Annotated in this window: 21 protein-coding genes; all 21 read right to left on the bottom strand. The window is 39.3% G+C overall.

Annotation, left to right across the window (positions count from 1 at the left end):
* Nucleotides 1-2 precede the first annotated feature (2 nt).
* Complete coding sequence (nrdR, locus tag P9X27_03380; protein MDP8253423.1) at nt 3-467, bottom strand: transcriptional regulator NrdR; 465 nt, start codon at nt 465-467, stop codon at nt 3-5.
* Between the two features lie 38 nt (nt 468-505).
* Nucleotides 506-988 carry a cytidine/deoxycytidylate deaminase family protein gene (locus P9X27_03385; protein ID MDP8253424.1) on the bottom strand — a complete coding sequence of 161 codons (483 nt, stop codon included), beginning with the start codon at nt 986-988 and terminating at the stop codon, nt 506-508.
* Entirely contained in the window at nt 981-2285 is a 1305-nt protein-coding gene (gene glyA, locus P9X27_03390) for a serine hydroxymethyltransferase (protein ID MDP8253425.1), read from the bottom strand. The genes P9X27_03385 and glyA overlap by 8 nt, the downstream gene beginning before the upstream one ends.
* Nucleotides 2248-2682: a ribose 5-phosphate isomerase B gene (gene rpiB / locus P9X27_03395; protein ID MDP8253426.1), complete on the bottom strand. Its 435-nt coding sequence runs from the start codon at nt 2680-2682 to the stop codon at nt 2248-2250. Before rpiB ends, glyA begins: the two co-directional genes overlap by 38 nt.
* Nucleotides 2663-3124, bottom strand: coding sequence for a low molecular weight protein arginine phosphatase (locus P9X27_03400; GenBank protein MDP8253427.1), 462 nt, complete (start codon nt 3122-3124; stop codon nt 2663-2665). Before P9X27_03400 ends, rpiB begins: the two co-directional genes overlap by 20 nt.
* A gap of 2 nt (nt 3125-3126) precedes the next feature.
* On the bottom strand, nt 3127-3747 hold the full coding sequence (locus P9X27_03405; GenBank protein ID MDP8253428.1) for an L-threonylcarbamoyladenylate synthase: 621 nt from the start codon (nt 3745-3747) through the stop codon (nt 3127-3129).
* Entirely contained in the window at nt 3744-4247 is a 504-nt protein-coding gene (gene purE / locus P9X27_03410) for a 5-(carboxyamino)imidazole ribonucleotide mutase (protein MDP8253429.1), read from the bottom strand. The genes P9X27_03405 and purE overlap by 4 nt, the downstream gene beginning before the upstream one ends.
* Nucleotide 4248: 1 nt before the next feature.
* Nucleotides 4249-5538: a phosphoribosylamine--glycine ligase gene (purD, locus tag P9X27_03415; GenBank protein ID MDP8253430.1), complete on the bottom strand. Its 1290-nt coding sequence runs from the start codon at nt 5536-5538 to the stop codon at nt 4249-4251.
* Entirely contained in the window at nt 5535-6533 is a 999-nt protein-coding gene (gene purM / locus P9X27_03420) for a phosphoribosylformylglycinamidine cyclo-ligase (GenBank protein ID MDP8253431.1), read from the bottom strand. Before purM ends, purD begins: the two co-directional genes overlap by 4 nt.
* Nucleotides 6534-6774: 241 nt before the next feature.
* A complete protein-coding gene (gene purB / locus P9X27_03425) occupies nt 6775-8073 on the bottom strand; it encodes an adenylosuccinate lyase (protein MDP8253432.1) in 1299 nt (432 codons plus the stop codon).
* 122 nt (nt 8074-8195) lie between these two features.
* Nucleotides 8196-8381, bottom strand: coding sequence for a ferredoxin (locus P9X27_03430; GenBank protein MDP8253433.1), 186 nt, complete (start codon nt 8379-8381; stop codon nt 8196-8198).
* A gap of 34 nt (nt 8382-8415) precedes the next feature.
* Nucleotides 8416-8682 carry a hypothetical protein gene (locus P9X27_03435; GenBank protein MDP8253434.1) on the bottom strand — a complete coding sequence of 89 codons (267 nt, stop codon included), beginning with the start codon at nt 8680-8682 and terminating at the stop codon, nt 8416-8418.
* A 180-nt stretch (nt 8683-8862) separates the two neighbouring features.
* Nucleotides 8863-9747 (bottom strand): thiamine pyrophosphate-dependent enzyme, encoded by an 885-nt coding sequence (locus tag P9X27_03440; protein ID MDP8253435.1) that lies wholly within the window; start codon nt 9745-9747, stop codon nt 8863-8865.
* A 10-nt stretch (nt 9748-9757) separates the two neighbouring features.
* Nucleotides 9758-10945 (bottom strand): pyruvate ferredoxin oxidoreductase, encoded by a 1188-nt coding sequence (porA, locus tag P9X27_03445; GenBank protein MDP8253436.1) that lies wholly within the window; start codon nt 10943-10945, stop codon nt 9758-9760.
* A complete protein-coding gene (locus P9X27_03450) occupies nt 10942-11202 on the bottom strand; it encodes a 4Fe-4S binding protein (GenBank protein MDP8253437.1) in 261 nt (86 codons plus the stop codon). Before P9X27_03450 ends, porA begins: the two co-directional genes overlap by 4 nt.
* 10 nt (nt 11203-11212) lie before the next feature.
* Nucleotides 11213-11752: a 2-oxoacid:acceptor oxidoreductase family protein gene (locus P9X27_03455; protein MDP8253438.1), complete on the bottom strand. Its 540-nt coding sequence runs from the start codon at nt 11750-11752 to the stop codon at nt 11213-11215.
* 43 nt (nt 11753-11795) lie between these two features.
* On the bottom strand, nt 11796-13190 hold the full coding sequence (locus P9X27_03460) for a class II fructose-bisphosphate aldolase (protein MDP8253439.1): 1395 nt from the start codon (nt 13188-13190) through the stop codon (nt 11796-11798).
* 21 nt (nt 13191-13211) lie between these two features.
* Nucleotides 13212-14084, bottom strand: coding sequence for a methylenetetrahydrofolate reductase (locus tag P9X27_03465; protein ID MDP8253440.1), 873 nt, complete (start codon nt 14082-14084; stop codon nt 13212-13214).
* Between the two features lie 35 nt (nt 14085-14119).
* Complete coding sequence (locus P9X27_03470) at nt 14120-16519, bottom strand: DUF3536 domain-containing protein (GenBank protein ID MDP8253441.1); 2400 nt, start codon at nt 16517-16519, stop codon at nt 14120-14122.
* A 10-nt stretch (nt 16520-16529) separates the two neighbouring features.
* Nucleotides 16530-16985 (bottom strand): PTS sugar transporter subunit IIA, encoded by a 456-nt coding sequence (locus P9X27_03475; protein MDP8253442.1) that lies wholly within the window; start codon nt 16983-16985, stop codon nt 16530-16532.
* Between the two features lie 333 nt (nt 16986-17318).
* The coding region (locus P9X27_03480; GenBank protein ID MDP8253443.1) for a hypothetical protein at nt 17319-18428 on the bottom strand (1110 nt) is incomplete at its 5' end.

An 18428-nucleotide genomic window follows, 5' to 3' on the forward strand; every position in this document is an offset into this window, starting at 1 on the left:
GCTTAGCTGGCACTGTTTTTCTTCAAGAGCTTATCTAGTGCTATTTTAAACTCTTCTATATCTTTAAACTCTCTATAGACAGAAGCAAATCTCACATAGGCAACCTGATCCAGCCTATGTAAATATTTCATGATTAATTCACCTATAATTTTAGAAGGTATCTCTTTCTGATTTTTCTTTTCTAAGTCTTTTTCAATCTTATCCGCTATATTGTCTAACTCTTCAATGCTGATAGACCTTTTATCACAGGCTTTGCGCAAACCATTAAGAACCTTGTCGCGATAGAACTCTTCTCTTCTGCCATCTTTTTTAATTATAATAAGAGGGATACTCTCTATTTTCTCATATGTTGTAAAGCGCCTTAAACATTTTAAGCACTCTCTCCGTCTTCTTATGACAATCTCTTCTGAAGAGCTGCGCGAATCGAGGACTCTATCTTCTATATTGCCGCAGTAAGGACACTTCATAATAAAACTATTGATCTCCTCTGCTCATGCTGTGTTATCTAAGGCTTGCCTATAGTGCTCTCTAAATTATCTTCAAGCACAGCAATCCTAATATTAATTCCAGCTTCTTTGAACATATCTTCCGCCAGCTTATCCGGATAACCATTATCTATAACAACTTCCTTTATTCCTGCATTTATAAGCATCTTGGCACATATAATGCAAGGCTGGTTTGTACAATAAAGAATCGAGCCTTTCAAGCTGATGCCATGAAGCGCAGCTTGAAGAAGCGCATTCTGTTCTGCATGCAGCCCACGGCAAAGCTCATGCCTCTGACCTGAAGGAACGTTCAGCTTCTCTCTTAAGCACCCTGCTTCCTCACAGTGCGTGACACCTGAGGGAGTACCATTGTAGCCTGTGGCAAGTATTCTTCTCTCTTTTACTATAAGAGCCCCTACTTTACGCCGCAAACAGGTTGCACGGCTAGCCACAATGGTTGCTATATTCATAAAGTACTTATCCCAGCAAGGTCTACTATTCATCTTTAATCTCCGGATAGAGAGGAAAATCCTCAAGCAGCTCTAGGACTTTGAGCCTGACTCTTTTTGCAGCATCAACACTACCTTTACTTTCTAACACTTGATCTATGAAGTTGACTATCTCCACCATCTCCTTCTCTTCCATACCTCTTGTAGTCACAGCCGGAGAACCAATTCTTAGCCCGCTTGTTAAAAATGGAGACTGCTTATCATAAGGAATAAGGTTCTTGTTAACCGTAATATTAGCCTCTTCAAGCCAGCGAGATGCATCTTTACCTGTAATACCGTACTTAGCATGAACGTCCAGAAGAATAAGGTGATTGTCTGTTCCTCCAGTCATAACATTATACCCTTTGCTCAAAAAACAACTAGCCAAGGTTTTAGCATTGGCCAGGACATGCTTCTGGTATTCTTTAAACTCCGGCTTAGCGGCCTCTTTAAAAGCTATCGCCTTAGCTGCAATAATATGCGGTAACGGTCCGCCCTGAGAACCTGGAAAAAGACTAGAGTCTATAGATTTTGCAAACTCTTTATTCGTTAATATCATCCCGCCCCTTGCACCTCGCAAAGTCTTATGGGTCGTTGTGGTCGTAAATTCAATTCCAGCATCAATCGGATTGGGGTGTAAATCTGTTATAACAAGTCCTGCAACATGAGCAATGTCAGCAAGAATATAAGCTCCGACTTCATCGGCTATCTCCCTAAACTTCATAAAGTCCAATTGTCTTGGATAAGCACTGTGGCCAACAACTATGATCTTTGGCTTATGCTTCTTGGCTAGGTCTCTAACCTGATTATAATCTATAAGATAACTCTTGGAGTCTACTCCATATTTTACAACGTTGTAAATTTGACCAGAAAAGTTTTTAGGATGACCGTGGGAGAGATGTCCGCCGGATGCAATATCTAAAGCAAGAAGAGTATCTCCTGCCTTTATAGCAGCTGCATAGACCGCCATATTAGCCTGAGTTCCAGAGTGCGGCTGTACATTGGCATGTTCAGCCCGAAACAATTTTTTGCCTCGCTCTATTGCAATGCTTTCAATTTCATCGATATATTTGCAGCCACCGTACCAGCGAGCATTAGGATAACCCTCTGCATATTTATTTGTTAATATGCTCCCGGCCGCCTCTAAGACAGCGGACGAAACAACATTCTCACTAGCAATAAGCTCTAGATTGTCCCGCAGCCTGTTAAGTTCTTTGATCAAACAAGAGTAGATATCTGGATCGACCCTCTTAATATCCTGATAAAAATACCGTTTATTCAAACTCGCTAATCTTGCGGACTCTCCGCTCATGTCTACCCCCTTCAAAATCATTACCTAACCAGGCATTTAATATATTTTTAATCTCTCCTAGCTCTATAAAACTTGCTGAAAGCACCAAAACATTAGCATCATTATGTTGCCGTGCCATCTGAGCCATATCAGCGCTCAAGCAGAGCGCAGCTCTAATACCTTTAAATTTATTTGCTGCTATAGACATCCCAAGACCGCTGCCGCATATTAGAATTGCAAAATCGACCTCTTCTCTCAGCACTCTCTCGACAGCTAACTTAGCAAAATCAGGATAGTCGCAAGACTCCTCGCCTAAAGTCCCTTCATCACTATATGCGATATCAAGATCTTTAAGAATTTTCTTAAGATATTCTTTGCTTTTATAACCTCTATGGTCACTACCCAGAGATATTTTCATTCTCAATCCTTTCTATCACTTTAATTAAATAGAACTTCAAATCAATCGACAACCCTTCATAAACTTCAAGTGGCTTAGCAATAGGATCAATTATATCCTGTTTTCCTGATCCTGCAAACTCTGTTAATAGGAAAACTTTTTCATTGGCTTGGGGTTGATACTGTAATAAGCTTCTTCTGTGCCTCTCCTCCATCACAAGAATAAGATCAGCCCAATCGATAAGCTCTTCTGTTAAGGGCTTAGATCGATGATCAAATATCCTTATATCCTCTCTCTTTAAAACCTCAATAGCCTCTTTAGTAGCCTCCATACCCAAGAGAGCGGCAGTTCCACAGCTTTTAGTCTCAATATCTAAACCCTGTTCCTGAGCCATTTTTTTCAAAAGCGCAGCAGCTATAGGGCTGCGGCAGCTGTTGCCTGTACAGACAAAAAGTACTTTCATAATTATTTAATATTAAACCTCTTCTTTACCTCTGCTGTAAAGAAAGGGGGTCCTTCTCTTAAAATCTTCACAGGATTTTGAGTTAAATCAAGCACTAAAGATGCTACGCATAAAGTAGAGCAGCCGCCATCTATTATCAAGTCGACTCTACCCCAAAGATAGTCAATAGCCTCCTGGGCATTTTTGGCAGGAACACCATCTGAGATATTAGCACTGGCTAAATAGATAGGTTTTTTAAAAAGAGTTATTGCATCCTGAGTAATCTTATTCATAGGAACTCTAAACCCTAACTTACCCCTATCTTCTGTCTCTACTACAAATGTAATCGGACCGGGCAATAGATCCTCAATAAGATTGGCCTTGTTGAGAGAATCTTTACTGAGCCTATAATTTTTAAGCCAACTAAAATCGGGAATGGATATGCTGTAAGGTTTATCTTGGCGTTCTTTTTTTATAACCTCTATTCTATCCATTGCTGCTTTAGACTCGGTATCAAAACCTATCCCATAGACTGTCTCTGTAGGCAAAACAACCAGACCACCCCTAGAAAGAACTCTTACTACCTTCTCTAGTTTCTCCTCTTCAGGGTCAAGTACGCTAAGTTTTAGATATTCGGTGTTCATTTAAACATGGCGGATATTTTTTCATCTTTAGCTAAAACCTGTTTTCTTAGATTCTCTTTATATTTTAACAGCTTCTTTCTTAAACTCTCACTATTTAACGCTATTACTTGGAGAGCAAATATAACTCCATTCTTAACTCCTGTCTCACCTATACTCATAGTTCCAACCGGTATACCCGAAGGCATCTGCAATATCGAAGCCAGAGAATCAACACCTTTTAAAGCCTTAGAAGGAATAGGAACTCCTACTACCGGAAGAGTTGTAAAAGACGCAATTACTCCAGGTAGATGTGCCGCCATACCAGCACAGGCTATTATGACTTTTATACCCCGCTTGGAAGCACCACGGGCAAACTTCCTTACATCATCGGGACAGCGATGGGCTGATAATATTCTGACTTCATGATCAACCTTAAAACTCTTTAAAGCCTCTAAGCCGCCTTTGATCATAGGCAGATCTGAATCACTTCCCAAAACTATACTTATCAAAGCTTTTCCCATTTTAAACCTCCTCTTTTAAAGCTTTATCTGAAATATCTCCTCTGTAATAGATATTTTCAAAGCTTATTAGCTCCGCTGCTCTATAGGCTCTCTCTTTTGCTTCTCTAATATTATCACCTAAAGCAGTAACATTTAAAACTCGGCCTCCAGCTGTAAAATATTTTATTCCTCCAAAATCCTCTTTTTTAACTGTGCCGGCATGAAATACGAAAACATCATTTATGGCAGCCGCATCTTCTAACCCTGATATCTCTTTATTTTTTTCATAACTGCTTGGATAACCACTTGATGCAAGAACAACACTGACAGACGACTTACCTTTCCATTTCATATTGAACCCGCTAAGCCTACCATCTATAGATGCCTCTAATAGATCGACTATATCAACATCCATTCTAGGTAATATAGCCTGCGTCTCAGGATCGCCAAACCTAACATTAAATTCTAAAACATAGGGCTTACCATCCACTATCATAATCCCGGCATACAAGACCCCTTTAAAAGGAGTGCCTCTTCTTTTCATTCCAAGAATAGTCGGCCTTAAAACATCGCTTATAATCTTATCGAAAATCTCACCTTCTGCAATAGGCGCAGGCGAATATGCTCCCATGCCGCCTGTATTAGGACCTCTATCTCCCTCATAAACCTGCTTATGATCCTGAGATGATGCAAGAGGAACAATATTATCTCCATCCGATATTGCAATAATAGAAGCCTCTTCTCCGAAAAGACATTCTTCAATTATAATAGTATCGCCTGCGGTATCAAAAATCTTCTGATCCATTATTTTAGCTAACGCATCCTCTGCCTCAGCCAAGCTTTCAACCACAAAGACACCTTTACCTCCGCAGAGACCATCCGCTTTAATGACCTTTGGAAATTGCTGTTCTTTTAAATATTCTCTGGCTTGATTATAATCATTGAAAACTTTAAAATCTGCTGTTGGTATTTTCTCTTCTTGCATAAACTCTTTTGCGAAGACCTTACTGCCTTCAAGCCTGGAAGCATCCTTAGATGGGCCAAAGACCCTTAAGCCGTTCTCGCGAAAAAGATCGACAATACCTGCGGTAAGCGGATCTTCGGGCCCGACAATAGTTAAATCTATGCTCTCTCTCTTTACAAATTCGACAATACCATGTAAATCTTTGTTATCAATATCTACAATCTGAGCTAAATCCGAAATACCGCCATTGCCTGGAGAGGCATATATATCTTTGACTCGCTTTGACTGACTTAATTTCCAGACTAAAGCATGCTCACGGCCGCCGGAGCCTATAACTAAAACTCTCATATGATCTTTACTTCTCCGTTACCTCTCTCTACTCTTCCAATAAGATAACACTTTTTGCCTAAACTTTTAAAGATATTGCTCATGCTCTTATACTCTTTTTCAGATAGAACAAGTACAAATCCTATGCCCATATTAAAAGTCCTGTACATCTTCTTGTCTTCAATCTTCGCTCGTCTCTGTATCTCTTTAAATACCTTGCTTATTTTCCAGCTGCCTTTATCTATAACGGCATCTACATTTTTAGGCAAGATCCTTTCAATATTGTCATAGAATCCACCCCCCGTTATATGCGACATACCTTTAATATCTAAACCCTTGTCAAAAAGAGTCAAAATATCTTTAACGTAAATGCGGGTTGGCTTTAAAACATAACTATGCCAGTATTCTTTAACCTCTCTTATACTAAAAAGCTTTCTGATTAAAGAGTAGCCGTTACTATGAGGTCCTGAGGAAGGAAGCCCTATTAAAAGATCTCCGCTCTTAATCTTGTCTCCTTTGATAACTCTATCCTTATCGATAATTCCTACCGAAAAACCAGCCAGATCAAACTCATCCTTTTTGTAAAATCCAGGCAGCTCTGCAGTCTCACCGCCAACAAGGCTCATATTAGAATCTTTACAACCTTTTGCTATCCCTTTAATTAATTTTTTACCAACCTCAACATCGAGCTTTGAAGTTGCAAAATAATCCAAAAAGAACAGAGGTATCGCCCCGGTTGTTATAATATCATTGACGTTCATAGCAACAAGGTCATATCCTGCAACCTCTAATCTCCCGGTTGCGATACAGAGTTTTATCTTCGTGCCCACTCCATCTGTTGAAGAGACCAAGACAGGATGTTTATATTTTTTAAACTCTTTAATACTGTAAAGCGCTGCAAAAGGACCAATGTCATCTAAGACACGCTTAGATTTTGTAGAGTTAACAATTGGTTTTATTTTTTTTACAAAAAGATTTGCCTTGTCAATATCGACACCGGATTTCTTATAATCCATCATATTAGACTCCTCTGTTTAAAAATATTATCCCTTAAAAACAATGCTCTATTCTGATAAACCTTTTAAAATCAAGAGATGGGCTCTTCTTAATCGCAAAGCTTTAGAAGAATTTTATAACAGAATATCATCCCCTCTTCAAGAGTAAAAACTATATATTAAACAATAAAAAAACAGCCTATATGCTAGATCGATTCTATGACTGTTAAAATACATTTTCTAAAGCCCCGGCTTTCTATTGCTAGATCCCAAAACGCTTAAAAACATTATCTGTATAACTAAGGTAGGAACTGAGATCAAAAGTTTTTTCAATCTCTTTTTCATTGAGAAACTTCTTAATCTTTAAATCTTTAACGACCAGATCTTTAAAATCAATCTTCTCTCGATATGATTTTAAAGCCGGCTCCTGTATCAAATCATAAGCCTCTGAACGCGACAACCCTTTATCTATAAGCATAACCATCAATCTGCCAGATGCAAAGAGTCCTTTCTTCAGCCAAATGTTTTCTTTGATTGCTTCTTTATTAACATCTAAACCTTTAACAATTTTAATCATAATATGGAACATATAATCCAAAAGGATAAAGGCATCTGGCAACATAACACGCTCAACTGATGAATGAGATATATCCCGCTCATGCCAGAGAGTTATATTCTCCATGACTGGAGCAAGGTAGCCTCTAAAGATTCTGGCCAAACCAGATACCCTTTCACAGAGAATAGGGTTTCTCTTATGAGGCATGGCAGAAGATCCTTTCTGTTTCTTACCAAACGGCTCTAAGACCTCGTTCACCTCTGTTCTCTGTAAATGTCTTATCTCTGTTGTAAATCTCTCAAGCGATGCGGCTATTAAAGCAAATACTGCAAAGAGGCTGGCAAGTCTATCCCTAGGTATCACTTGAGTAGAGATAGGCTCTTCTTTCATCTTAAGCTTCTTTGCAACTGCTTTTTCAACATCGGGAGGCATGCTGACATAAGTACCTACTGCACCAGATATTGCAATGAATGCCAAATCCTCTTTGGCTTTCTTAAGGCGCTCTTGGTTCCTTAAGCCTTCTGAATAAAAGTTTAAAAACTTCAGACCCAATGTAGTCGGCTCTGCATGTATACCATGGCTCCTGCCTATTGCAGGCAGATTCTTGTATTTCTTAACCAGAGATTTTAATGCTTTTAAATACTCGGCTAAATCTTTTTCTAGAATCTTGATCCCATCTCTAAGCTGAAGTGATAGAGCTGTATCTAGAACATCTGATGAAGTAAGTCCTTTATGAATATACTGAGCATCTTTGCCGATGTTCTCTTCTAAATTTTTAAGAAATGCAATTAGATCATGGTTTGTAGCTCTCTCTATTTCTTCTATTCTCTTAACGTCAAAAGAGGCTCTCTTTTTAACTGCCAGCAATCTCTTTTTGCTTAAAGGAATTCTCTTCTTCTCTTGAAGGACTTCAAGAACCGCAAGCTCAACATCAAGCATATATTGAAACCTGGACTCCAGTAACCAAATCTTCTTCATCGCAGGTAAGCTATATCTATCTATCATGAGAAAATTCTTACATAATAAGAATAATTTGTCAACGCTGGAAAGGTCAATAGAGGCTGATTTAGGTGGACAAAAAAAAGACCCCCTCTATCAAATGATAAAGGGGGTTTGATTACTATATCTTATTCCACGCTTATTGAATCGACCGGACAGTCTTCTACCATCTTCTTGGCGCTATCTTCCTGCCCCTCAACAACTACCTCAGCTACAGGTACAGCCTTATCATCATCCATCTGGAATACTTCTGGAGCCATGTTCACACAGAGACCACAGCCTATACAGGTATCAGCATCAACTTTTACTATCATCTCCTACCTCCTTTAACAAATTTCCTAATTTTCATTAATCCCATTTTATACCATTCTTCTTAAAAAATGCAATATCCTCTCTAGTGATTTTAGATTTACCTCTTCTTTTTGGCCTGTTTTTTTTAAAAGAACCGGGATCGTCTTTATCAACAATATGCATCTGAAGTGAAATATCGCTATCTAAGTTCCACTCTTTTAATTTCTTCCTAAAACCTTGAAACTCTTTAGACCTGACCAGCATTTTACTTAATGCCTCTTTAAGCTTCTTTACCTCTACATCAAAATCTTCTTCCCAAACCACAGAACACCTCCATGTATTTCGACCCACTAAATAGTTTTTACCAAATCAAGTTTAGGCAGTTGTCTTTAGATAGATCTATTTGTCTCTGTTTCTATCTAAAAACAGTTTTCCAATTAAAGCAGTGATAGATATGTAATCTTTTTTCACCTGAAATTAAGGTAAAATCCTCTATCATCCTTATTACTTAATCAAGCTATATCTCTCTATATTCTCCTGAACAATCTTATTAAGAAATTCTACAGCCTCTTTAATCTCAGGACTATCTTTCATAAGGTGCTTAAACCTGCCTTGAACCTTTAGAAACTCGCTTATAGGTTTTAACTCCTTAAACTGCATCACTTTTGAGATCTTAATGCCCTCATACTCTACAACTGGAAATAGTCCTGTCTCAACAGCTAGCTTTGCTATTTTTATTGTAGCTGAAGGATCGTGCTTCCAGCCTAAAGGACAAGGAACAAAAATATGAAGAAATTTAGGTCCTTTTATAGATATAGCTTTTTTAACCTTTCTTTCAATATCTTTAGGATATCCAACAGAGGCAGTGGCCGAATAAGGAATATCATGAGCAGCACAGATTGCAGCCATATTCTTCTTGGGCTTAGAGTTACCTAAGGATAGCTTGCCCACGGGAGAAGTTGTCGTGCTGGCATATGTAGGCGTCATTCCGCTTCTCTGAATACCTGTATTCATATAGGCTTCATTGTCATACATAACATATAGAATATCATGACCTCTCTCAAGCATTCCAGAAAGAGACTGTAGGCCTATATCCGCTGTACCGCCATCACCGCCCTGAGATACAACATTTACTCCATCTTTTATGCCTAAAGCCTTTAAGCCAATCTCAACTCCTGATGCAACTGCAGAAGCATTTTCAAAAAGAGAGTGTATAAAAGGAACTTTCCACGCTGTCTGAGGAAAACCGGTCGAAAAAACTTCAAGACATCCGGTTGCATTAGTAATGATTGTATCTCTTCCAGCCGTATTAAGCACTATTCTGGCTGCTAATGACTGGCCGCAACCAGCACAAGCAGTATGTCCAGCAACAAATAGATCTTCCTGCATCGGTACCTCCTTAACTAACCATTATAGCTGATTCTTCTTTATACCATTTATTTAAGTCGATAAAGTTAACGCCTTGAGGATCTTTATCCATTAGATTAAATATTTCAACTATTGTCTTAGGTTTTATATCGCGCCCGCCCAATCCTGCAATAAAACCACTGATAGGCTGAGTCTGCTTCTTTGACTGCATTAAAGCAGCGATCTCTAAATGAAGCGGGCCAGCCGACCCTAAAGATATAGCCTTATCTATAACTCCTATCTTCTTAATACCTTTAAGAGCCTCATAAATCTTACTAGCAGGAAAAGGCCTGTAGGATACGATTTTGAGCAAACCGACTTTCTCGCCTTTCTCCCGCAATCCATCTACCACATCTTTGATAGTCCCGCATATAGAACCCATTGCCACTACGACTTTGTCTGCATCTTCCAATTTATACTCTTCTGTTAAAAAGGATGACTTTCTGCCAAATATTTTCTCAAACTCTATCTCTTCTTTCTCAATAATCGGCAAGGATTCATCCATAGTCTTCTGTATAGCATAGCGAGTCTCCATATATACATCTGGAGCACCCAAGAGACCCATAGTAAGAGGCTCTTTGGTATCTAACTTATATGCAGGATTATAAGGAGGCAGATATGCATCAACCTGATCCTGGTCGGCTAAATCCAAAACCTCATAACCATGGGAGAGTATAAAACCATCCATGCAAACCATTACGGGAAGCATAATATCTTTGTTTTCTGCTATTTTATAAGCCAGGAAATGTAAATCCTGTACCTCTTGATTGTTCTCTGCATAGAACTGCATCCAGCCTGCATCTCTAATTGCCATAGAATCTTGGTGGTCATTCCAAATATTAATAGGAGCAGACAGCGCTCTATTCACACAAGTCAAAACAACCGGCAACCTCATCCCAGCAATATTAAACAATACCTCGCTCATAAGTATCAAGCCTTGAGAGCTTGTTGCTGTATACGACCTAGCACCGGTAGCTGTAGAGCCCAGAACGACAGAAGCAGCAGAGTGCTCTGATTCAACATTTACATATTCTGACCCTAATGCACCGTCAGCAACCATCTCAGAAAGCCTCTCTACAATATGCGTCTGCGGTGTTATCGGATATGCACAGACAACCTTTGGCTTTATCATTTTTATAGCTTCGGCTACAGCATGGGAGCCTTCCATGAATACTTTCATCGTTCATCCTCCTCAACCATCTCTATATCCTTTTTGGGACAGATAACTGCACAGAGTCCGCAACCTTTACAGTAATCAAGGTCTGATTCAAATTTATTTTTATCTACACCTTTAATGCAGCCTTCTGGACAGATATCAATACACATGCTACACCCTATGCAATCCTTTTGCAGAAACTTTGGCTTCTTCTTCATCCGCCAAGAACCAGTTTTGTTTGCCAAACTTGTAGCCGGCTTCGATATAATAGGAACAAACATTTAATCCTCCTTATGTTTTTAATGCTAAAGCAAAATCATAGCCTCTCTGAGCAGCCTCTGCATTTTTCTGGCCAACCTCACCTTTAAAGCGCTCAGATACGGCATTCTTTATATTCTCTATATTTAATTCTCCGCTTAATGCCGCATAGGCTCCCAAAATCGCAGTATTACCAAGGGGCTTACCTGTTGCCTCTAAAGCAATGTCATTAGCTGGGATTGAAAATATTTTAAGGTTTCTATCTGAGCTGTACTCTTTTTCTGAATTGATTATTACAAGCCCTAGCTCTTTTACGCTGGCAAAAACATCCTGACTGCTTATAAGTGTAGCATCTATAACAAGCGCAAAGTCAGGCTCATAGACTCTAGAGCGTACCCTTATAGGCTTCTCATCTACTCGTATAAAAGCATTCATAGGTGCACCCATTCTAGCCGCACCAAAATGAGGAAAAGCATAAGCAAACTTCTGTTGTTTAAAATAGGCACTGCCCAGAATAACCACTGTTGTGATAGCACCCTGGCCTGCTCTGGCATATACCGTCACTTCTTTCATCTTTCCTCCTTATATGAATTATATGGTGCTCTGAGCGCTTCTATTAATCAGCCCCATCAAAATTGGCGTCGACAAACTCCTGAGGCAATAAGTCTTTGGCCTGCTTCTTAATAGCCGCCGGCTTAATGAACTTACCTACTGCCTCTTTTGTACCTTTGATATTGAGCTGTTTAAAAAGAAAATCAAACTCTTCTTCAAGTTTTGATGCAATATCATTTTTTATATTTTTATCAACACAATGTATCTTCTGTTTAAAATTACCCAGAGCCTGCTTTCTAACTTTGTACAAGAACTGCTCTTCTGTCTGGCCTTCCTTCCAATCAGACTTGAAATTCTCTTTCAACCAATCATAGATCTCGGTCTTTAAATCAGAAGGCATATTGTCATAGATAATATTCTGAAACTGTGTAGCTAAATGTATCTCTGCGGCAGCTGTCTCGGGGAATTTATTGAAAGCCTCTTTAGGTAAGGTGGATGCGCCATGTTGAACAGCACCTGCCATCTCATAACTCTTCTTTGAAATTTCAGATAACTCTTTAAGGGTGTCAAAGTCTACTTTGACTTCAGCAACGCTACCGTCAGGAAGAACAACACCGCCATGCGTAGTTCCAGTCTGAATACTAATCTTGCTTATCCCCTCACAGCTTCCTTCTAAAAGCTCTAAGTATCCCTTCATAAATGCATTTAAATCTTCAGAAGTTGAGTTCTTGCTTCCAACCTCACCTATCTCCCCGCCTATAGAGACCGTTACACCCTCTATCTCCTGAGATCTGATATATTTAGTTAGTTCAGATGTAACCCAGCAATTATGTTCCTGCTGCTCATCGAGCACCTCTTTGGAGAGATCTACAAGCGTCGATGCGTCTATATCTATATTGTAAAAACCTCCCTGTATTGATTCACTTATAAACTTCTTTATCTCAGACAAAGCTTTCTCTTTGTTTGTCTGAAAATCGCTCAGCTTAACTTGGAAATGGTCCCCTTGTACAAAAACGCAACCTTTATAACCTTCTTTAATAGCTGCGGCAAGACAGACTGCGGTATACTCCAGCGGACGCTGCCCTGTATAGCCCATCTCAGATCTTGCAATTTCAAATATAAAAGCAGCTGCGTCTATCTTTCCAGCTGCGCGAAATACCGCTCTGGCAGTATCATATGTTAATGTGCGCAGATTCATAGCCGGAACTGTAAATCCTGAAGCTTCACCTCTACCTATAGCCTTGTAGAGATCATGTATAGAAGCAGGGTAGATACCGCTCTGTCCTGCTAATTCCCAGATTACAGCAGCATACCCTGCCTTCTTTTTAATATCATCTTCAAATATAATGCTCTCCAGCAACTTATCAATGCCTTCTGCCATAAGAACTCCTTCATCTTCAATAACTAGACTCCCGCCTTCAAACCTAACTCCAGCAATACTCATTTTAAGCTCGCTCATTATTCTACCTCCAAAACTCTGTTATATTAAATTAGCTCGTTCCAATATTTTTGGAACTGATTCTGCTTTACCTAATGTCATAATATGAACACCGTGGGAAAATTGCTTTAATTCTACGATTAATCTAGCTGCTATTTCGATACCTTTTTCAGCCTCATCCTTAGCATCCTTAAGTTCAGCTATTATCTCCTTGGGAACATTGACTCCGCTTACATGCTTGTTCATATACTTTGCCATCTTAACTGACTTAAGGACTATAATTCCTGCCAAAATATAGACATCAAGACCCTTTGTCTCTTCATAAAAACTCTTAAACTTATCAACGCTATAGACAGCTTGAGACTGCAAGAATCTAGCACCCGCTTTGATCTTCTTCTTTGTCTTAACAAATTCAAGTTCAAAAGGATCAGCCTCCGGAAAAGAGGCTGCTCCTACAAAGAAATCTGTAGGCTTATTAAGTTTATTACCTGAAGAATCGACTCCCTTGTTCAATCCGGATATTATATCTAGGAGCTGAACAGAATCAATATCAAAGACAGCTTTAGCCTGAGGATGATCCCCATTTTCAATTGCATCTCCTGTAAGAGCAAGCACATTCTTAATACCTAAAATAGAAGCTCCAAGCAATTCAGATTGTATTGCAACTCTATTTCTATCTCTTGTTGTTATCTGATATATCGGCTCAACTCCGCTCTCCATGAGAACCTTCGCTATTGCAAGCGGCGAAGCCTTCATAACAGAGCTCTGGTTATCGGTAATATTTACCGCATCAACGGAATCTCTATAAATATCTGCCTCTCTCCTTATCTCAGTGATATCGGTCCCCTTAGGCGGAGCTACCTCAGCAGTAATAACATACTTACCATTTTTTAAAGATTCTCTTAATTCACTCATTATTTTCTCCAAGACAAAAACCTGGATTTGAAAAATTAATCCTTATCCAACCTCTCCCAATTAATATCATAAACACTGGCCAACTCTTTAAGTTCGGGAGTCAGTTCGAAGTTGCTTCTAATAATAGTCGCTATATTATTTTGTACAATGTATCTGTAATAGTCAATCTTTAAGTTAAGCATCTCTTGATGAAATCTCCTTAATATGGTCACATTCCCTGAGAGAGGGTCTACTAAAATCTCTTCCGATATCTCAGAAGCTATCTCTGCAACCATTATGCTAACTGCATCCATGTCCATCTCAAGACGCATCTTATCTATCTTTAAAAATAACCTCTTAAGGTCTTCTATGGCTTTAAAATCACGACTGCTTTTAAAGAGAAGTAGGCTCTCCTTAATCTGATTATGAACAATGCTGGCCCCTAAAAGATGCATCTCATAGGGCAACAATAAGCCTATATCTCTATACTCTTCCATCAGCTCTACATTATTATCCCAAATATCTCCCAATACATTAAATATACTGTCTTTTTTGGCTCTAAAAATGTGCTCTAATATTCTCTCCTGCTCTCCTGGATAGATATCTTTGACCTTATAACAGCCATCGGGAAAGAAACGGCTGAACATCTCTTTCAACCTCTTCTTATCTGATATCCAGACCCCATCTTGAAATCTCTCTTCTATCTCTTTATATACCCCTTCTTCAAAATCTCTTAAAAAACATTCTCTCTCCCCGCCTCTAGTCTTAAGCAATATATATATCTTCTCAGACTCACCCAGAGAGATTCTATCTTTTATAGCAATGCGTCCAAACTCCAACTCATCATCCCCTTGGGTAATCTTCTGCTCATTACGCTTCTCTATCTTAAACTTATAAAAGCCGCCTTCATCGTTAAAAAAAGAGCTCTTTATAAGATAGCTGGATAGATAATTATCCCAACCCTGAATTTGGGGCTTCACAAACCTCTCATAGACAACCCTGCCATTACCGAGCTCCTCTAAGTTGCTCTTGGCTAACTGCAGCTTCTCTAAAAAGCCTTGCTCCAAATCAACACCTGAGGCCTCTTTGGCTAACTGCATCGCTCTAGCTGCATATCGTAAGTTCTGCACAGGCTCAATACCGGATATCTCATCAAAAAACCAGCCACAGCTTGTATAGTAAAGCATCCTCATATGTTCCATCTCAAGCAGCCTGAAGGCCTGAGGTGATCTCTTTCTATCTTTACAATGTTTATCTATGAACTCAGATACAACCTTATCAGAAGGCTCTATAATTACTTGAATAAAATCATTTCTAGCTTCCCAAGGATCATTTAAAACCTCTTTGCCTTGATCGATGAATATCTTATCTATCTCGCCTCTAAGCCAATCTAAGGCGTCTCTTAGAGGTTTTCTCCAGCTCTGATTCCACCCAGGCCTATCAACTGTTCTGCATCCACAATCATCATGCCAGCGTCCAACGCCATGAGAACAACTCCAGGAAGTGCCCAGCCCATCTTCCCCTTCTTTTATTAAAGCTTCATATTCCGGAGGGTTTTTCTCTAAAAAACTTCCGTAATTAAGAGTCTCAATCCCTTCTGAAGGTAATTCATATTTCATAAGATAAGCAAGACACATCTCGCTAAAAGGATGGTGATGCCCAAAAGTCTCTCCATCTGTTGCAATAGAGACCAGATTGCCTGTGCCATAAGAAGATGAGATCCTCTTAGCACAAGATTGAGCGCTATGCATTATATGCTGAAAAGATATTGCATGAGAGATATCACCTTGATAGAAGAAACAATCTATAAATTCGGTCTTATCCTGTCCTAAAAATATCCTATAAGGCACCCCTATATTGACAGAGCCATCTGAAACATCCTGCCACTGCTTCTGATTTAACTTTCTGATTTTACTCACTTGATTAGGAGCTAAGATTACATATTTAATATTATATTTTTTAAGATATTTAAGCGTATCATAGTTGCAAGCTGTCTCCGGCAGCCAAATTCCCTCGCTTGCACGGCCAAAGATATGCTCAAAAAATTTCAGCCCCCAACAAAGCTGAGTATCCTTGTCTTTATCATCAGCCAAAGGCATAATCATATGATTGTAAGGCTGAGCTATGGCATTGCCATGGCCGTTGTTCATCTCTCTGCTCTCTAGGTCAGCCGTTTTAATAAAATCTATAAATCGAGGATGCTTATCTCTTAACCAAAGAAGTAAAGTAGGTCCAAAATCAAAATTTATGTAGGAATAATTATTTTTTATCTGGATTACCTTGCCATCTCTATCAAAAATCCTAGCGGTTGCATTGGGGAGATAGCACTCCCAGTAGATCCTCTCATTCCAATCATGGCTGGGATAAGCAGAGTCCTGGCGGGATAGATTCATCCACCAAGGATCTTCTCTAGGAGGCTGATAAAAATGTCCGTGAAGGACAAAAAATTTACTCATTTAAATAGGCCTATTCTTCAGTTTCTTTAAATATACTTAATACTTCTTCTTTAGATTCAGCCAAAAGAAGCTTTTTCCTAAAGTATTCCTTTTTAAGCAGCCTGCTCAACTGAGCAAGAGTTTTAAGATAATTACCTACATCATCAAAGGGGGTGCCGATCAAAAAGATAAGATGGGCAGGATTGGCATCTAAAGCATCAAAATCGACCCCGGAGAGCGACCTTCCAAAAGATATAGTAAGACGTTTAACACCTTTACTTCTAGCGTGAGGCAGCGCAATGCCTTCACCTATCCCAGTCGAACCTAGTTTTTCCCGGGCATATATATCGCCCAAAAATGAATCTAAGTCCTCAATCTGACTACAGCCTTGCATCAGATCTACTATCTCTTTAATAGCTTCTCTTTTATCTTTAGACTCTACATCCAGCTTTATAAAATTTGAATCTAAGAGTTCGCTTATTTTCATCTCTTACTGCTTCCCTCCTCCCATAATTACAATCTGCACATTAACACAATATGTTAGTCCATATTAAATTCCTGTCAAGATTAAAAACAGTAAATTTAGACATTAAAATATTGAGGTGCATAATATACGCCTATGAAATTTGAAAAATTACTATATTTTATCACTTTGATTAAAACCAAGAGATAAATTGATTTTATTCAAAGATCTCATAAATTTAAACAGCTGAGGCGCTGCCTTTACTTTATGCTTTCCTATTTTAGAAATATCAAAATCTAAGCGAAAACTCTAAACTAAGGGCAAAATTTTCTTATAAAAAATAACTTGGCATTACTTTTAATCTTCACACTCTCTATGCTCACAACATCTTTCAGTTTCATCGCAATCAGATGGAAGACATTGTCTTCTTTGCAGCATCAGATTTTCAGGGCAATCACCCCCACTACATCTTATATCTTCCCAAGAGGTACATTCACACCCGCAACTGACATCTTGCACTGACCGTCTTTCTCTGTCACACCCTTCAGGAAAACATTCTCTAACCTGATAACGAATACCAACCTGCCAACTACAATCACCAGGTTCCCATTCAGTACAATAGTCACAAGTTTGGCACTCATCAGGGACAAATGAACGACTCTCTTCTGAACACCATGGCTTATCATCCAGGCAATTCCGCGTTAAAGGTTTCCACAGAGGTCCTAAATCACCTGCTCCACATTCACCCCATTCCCAATCACTGCATTCCTGACAACCCGCACATTCTTCTGTTCCAGATACACATCTTTCTTCTCTATCGCATTGCTCTTCTTCTAGAGAATTGCAGATCCTTGTATCATATCGCTCTATAGGACTACAATCTCCAAGGTTACATCCTTGTTGCTCCCAAGGAGTACAATTACATCCGTCACAAAGATCTCCCTCACATTCACCCCACTCAACTGTTACTTCCTCACAGCTAGTAGAACAATATGTGCATTCTCCTTCATCTGGAGGAGTACACTCATTGCCATTGGCATTACCATCATCACAATCTTCACCTGGATCTCGTACTCCATTTCCGCAAAGATTCGGATCGGGGCCAGAGCAATCGCTATTTTCTGTACAAGGAATTCCACCTCCGCCCGGAACACAAAGCCCATCTACAGTACAGGATTTAGGGCCAGCTGTTGTTCCGGAACAATCCTCATTACAGTATCCCAGCTCTCCATTGAACTCACCGTCGTCACACTCTTCCCCTGTATCTTGAGTCCCATCTCCGCAAATCCCCGACGACAAACAATCCCAATCTATTACCTCCTCAACTGCATCACACTTTTCACCATCACCATTTATTGAGCAGACTCCACTACCGTCTGTCATACAACGTTTTACCGATCCTAAACAATCCCAATCTATTACCTCCTCAACTACATCACACTTTTCACCATCACCATTTATTGAGCA

This window comes from Candidatus Kaelpia aquatica, from assembly GCA_030765335.1.
Lineage (GTDB): Bacteria > Omnitrophota > Gorgyraeia > Kaelpiales > Kaelpiaceae > Kaelpia > Kaelpia aquatica.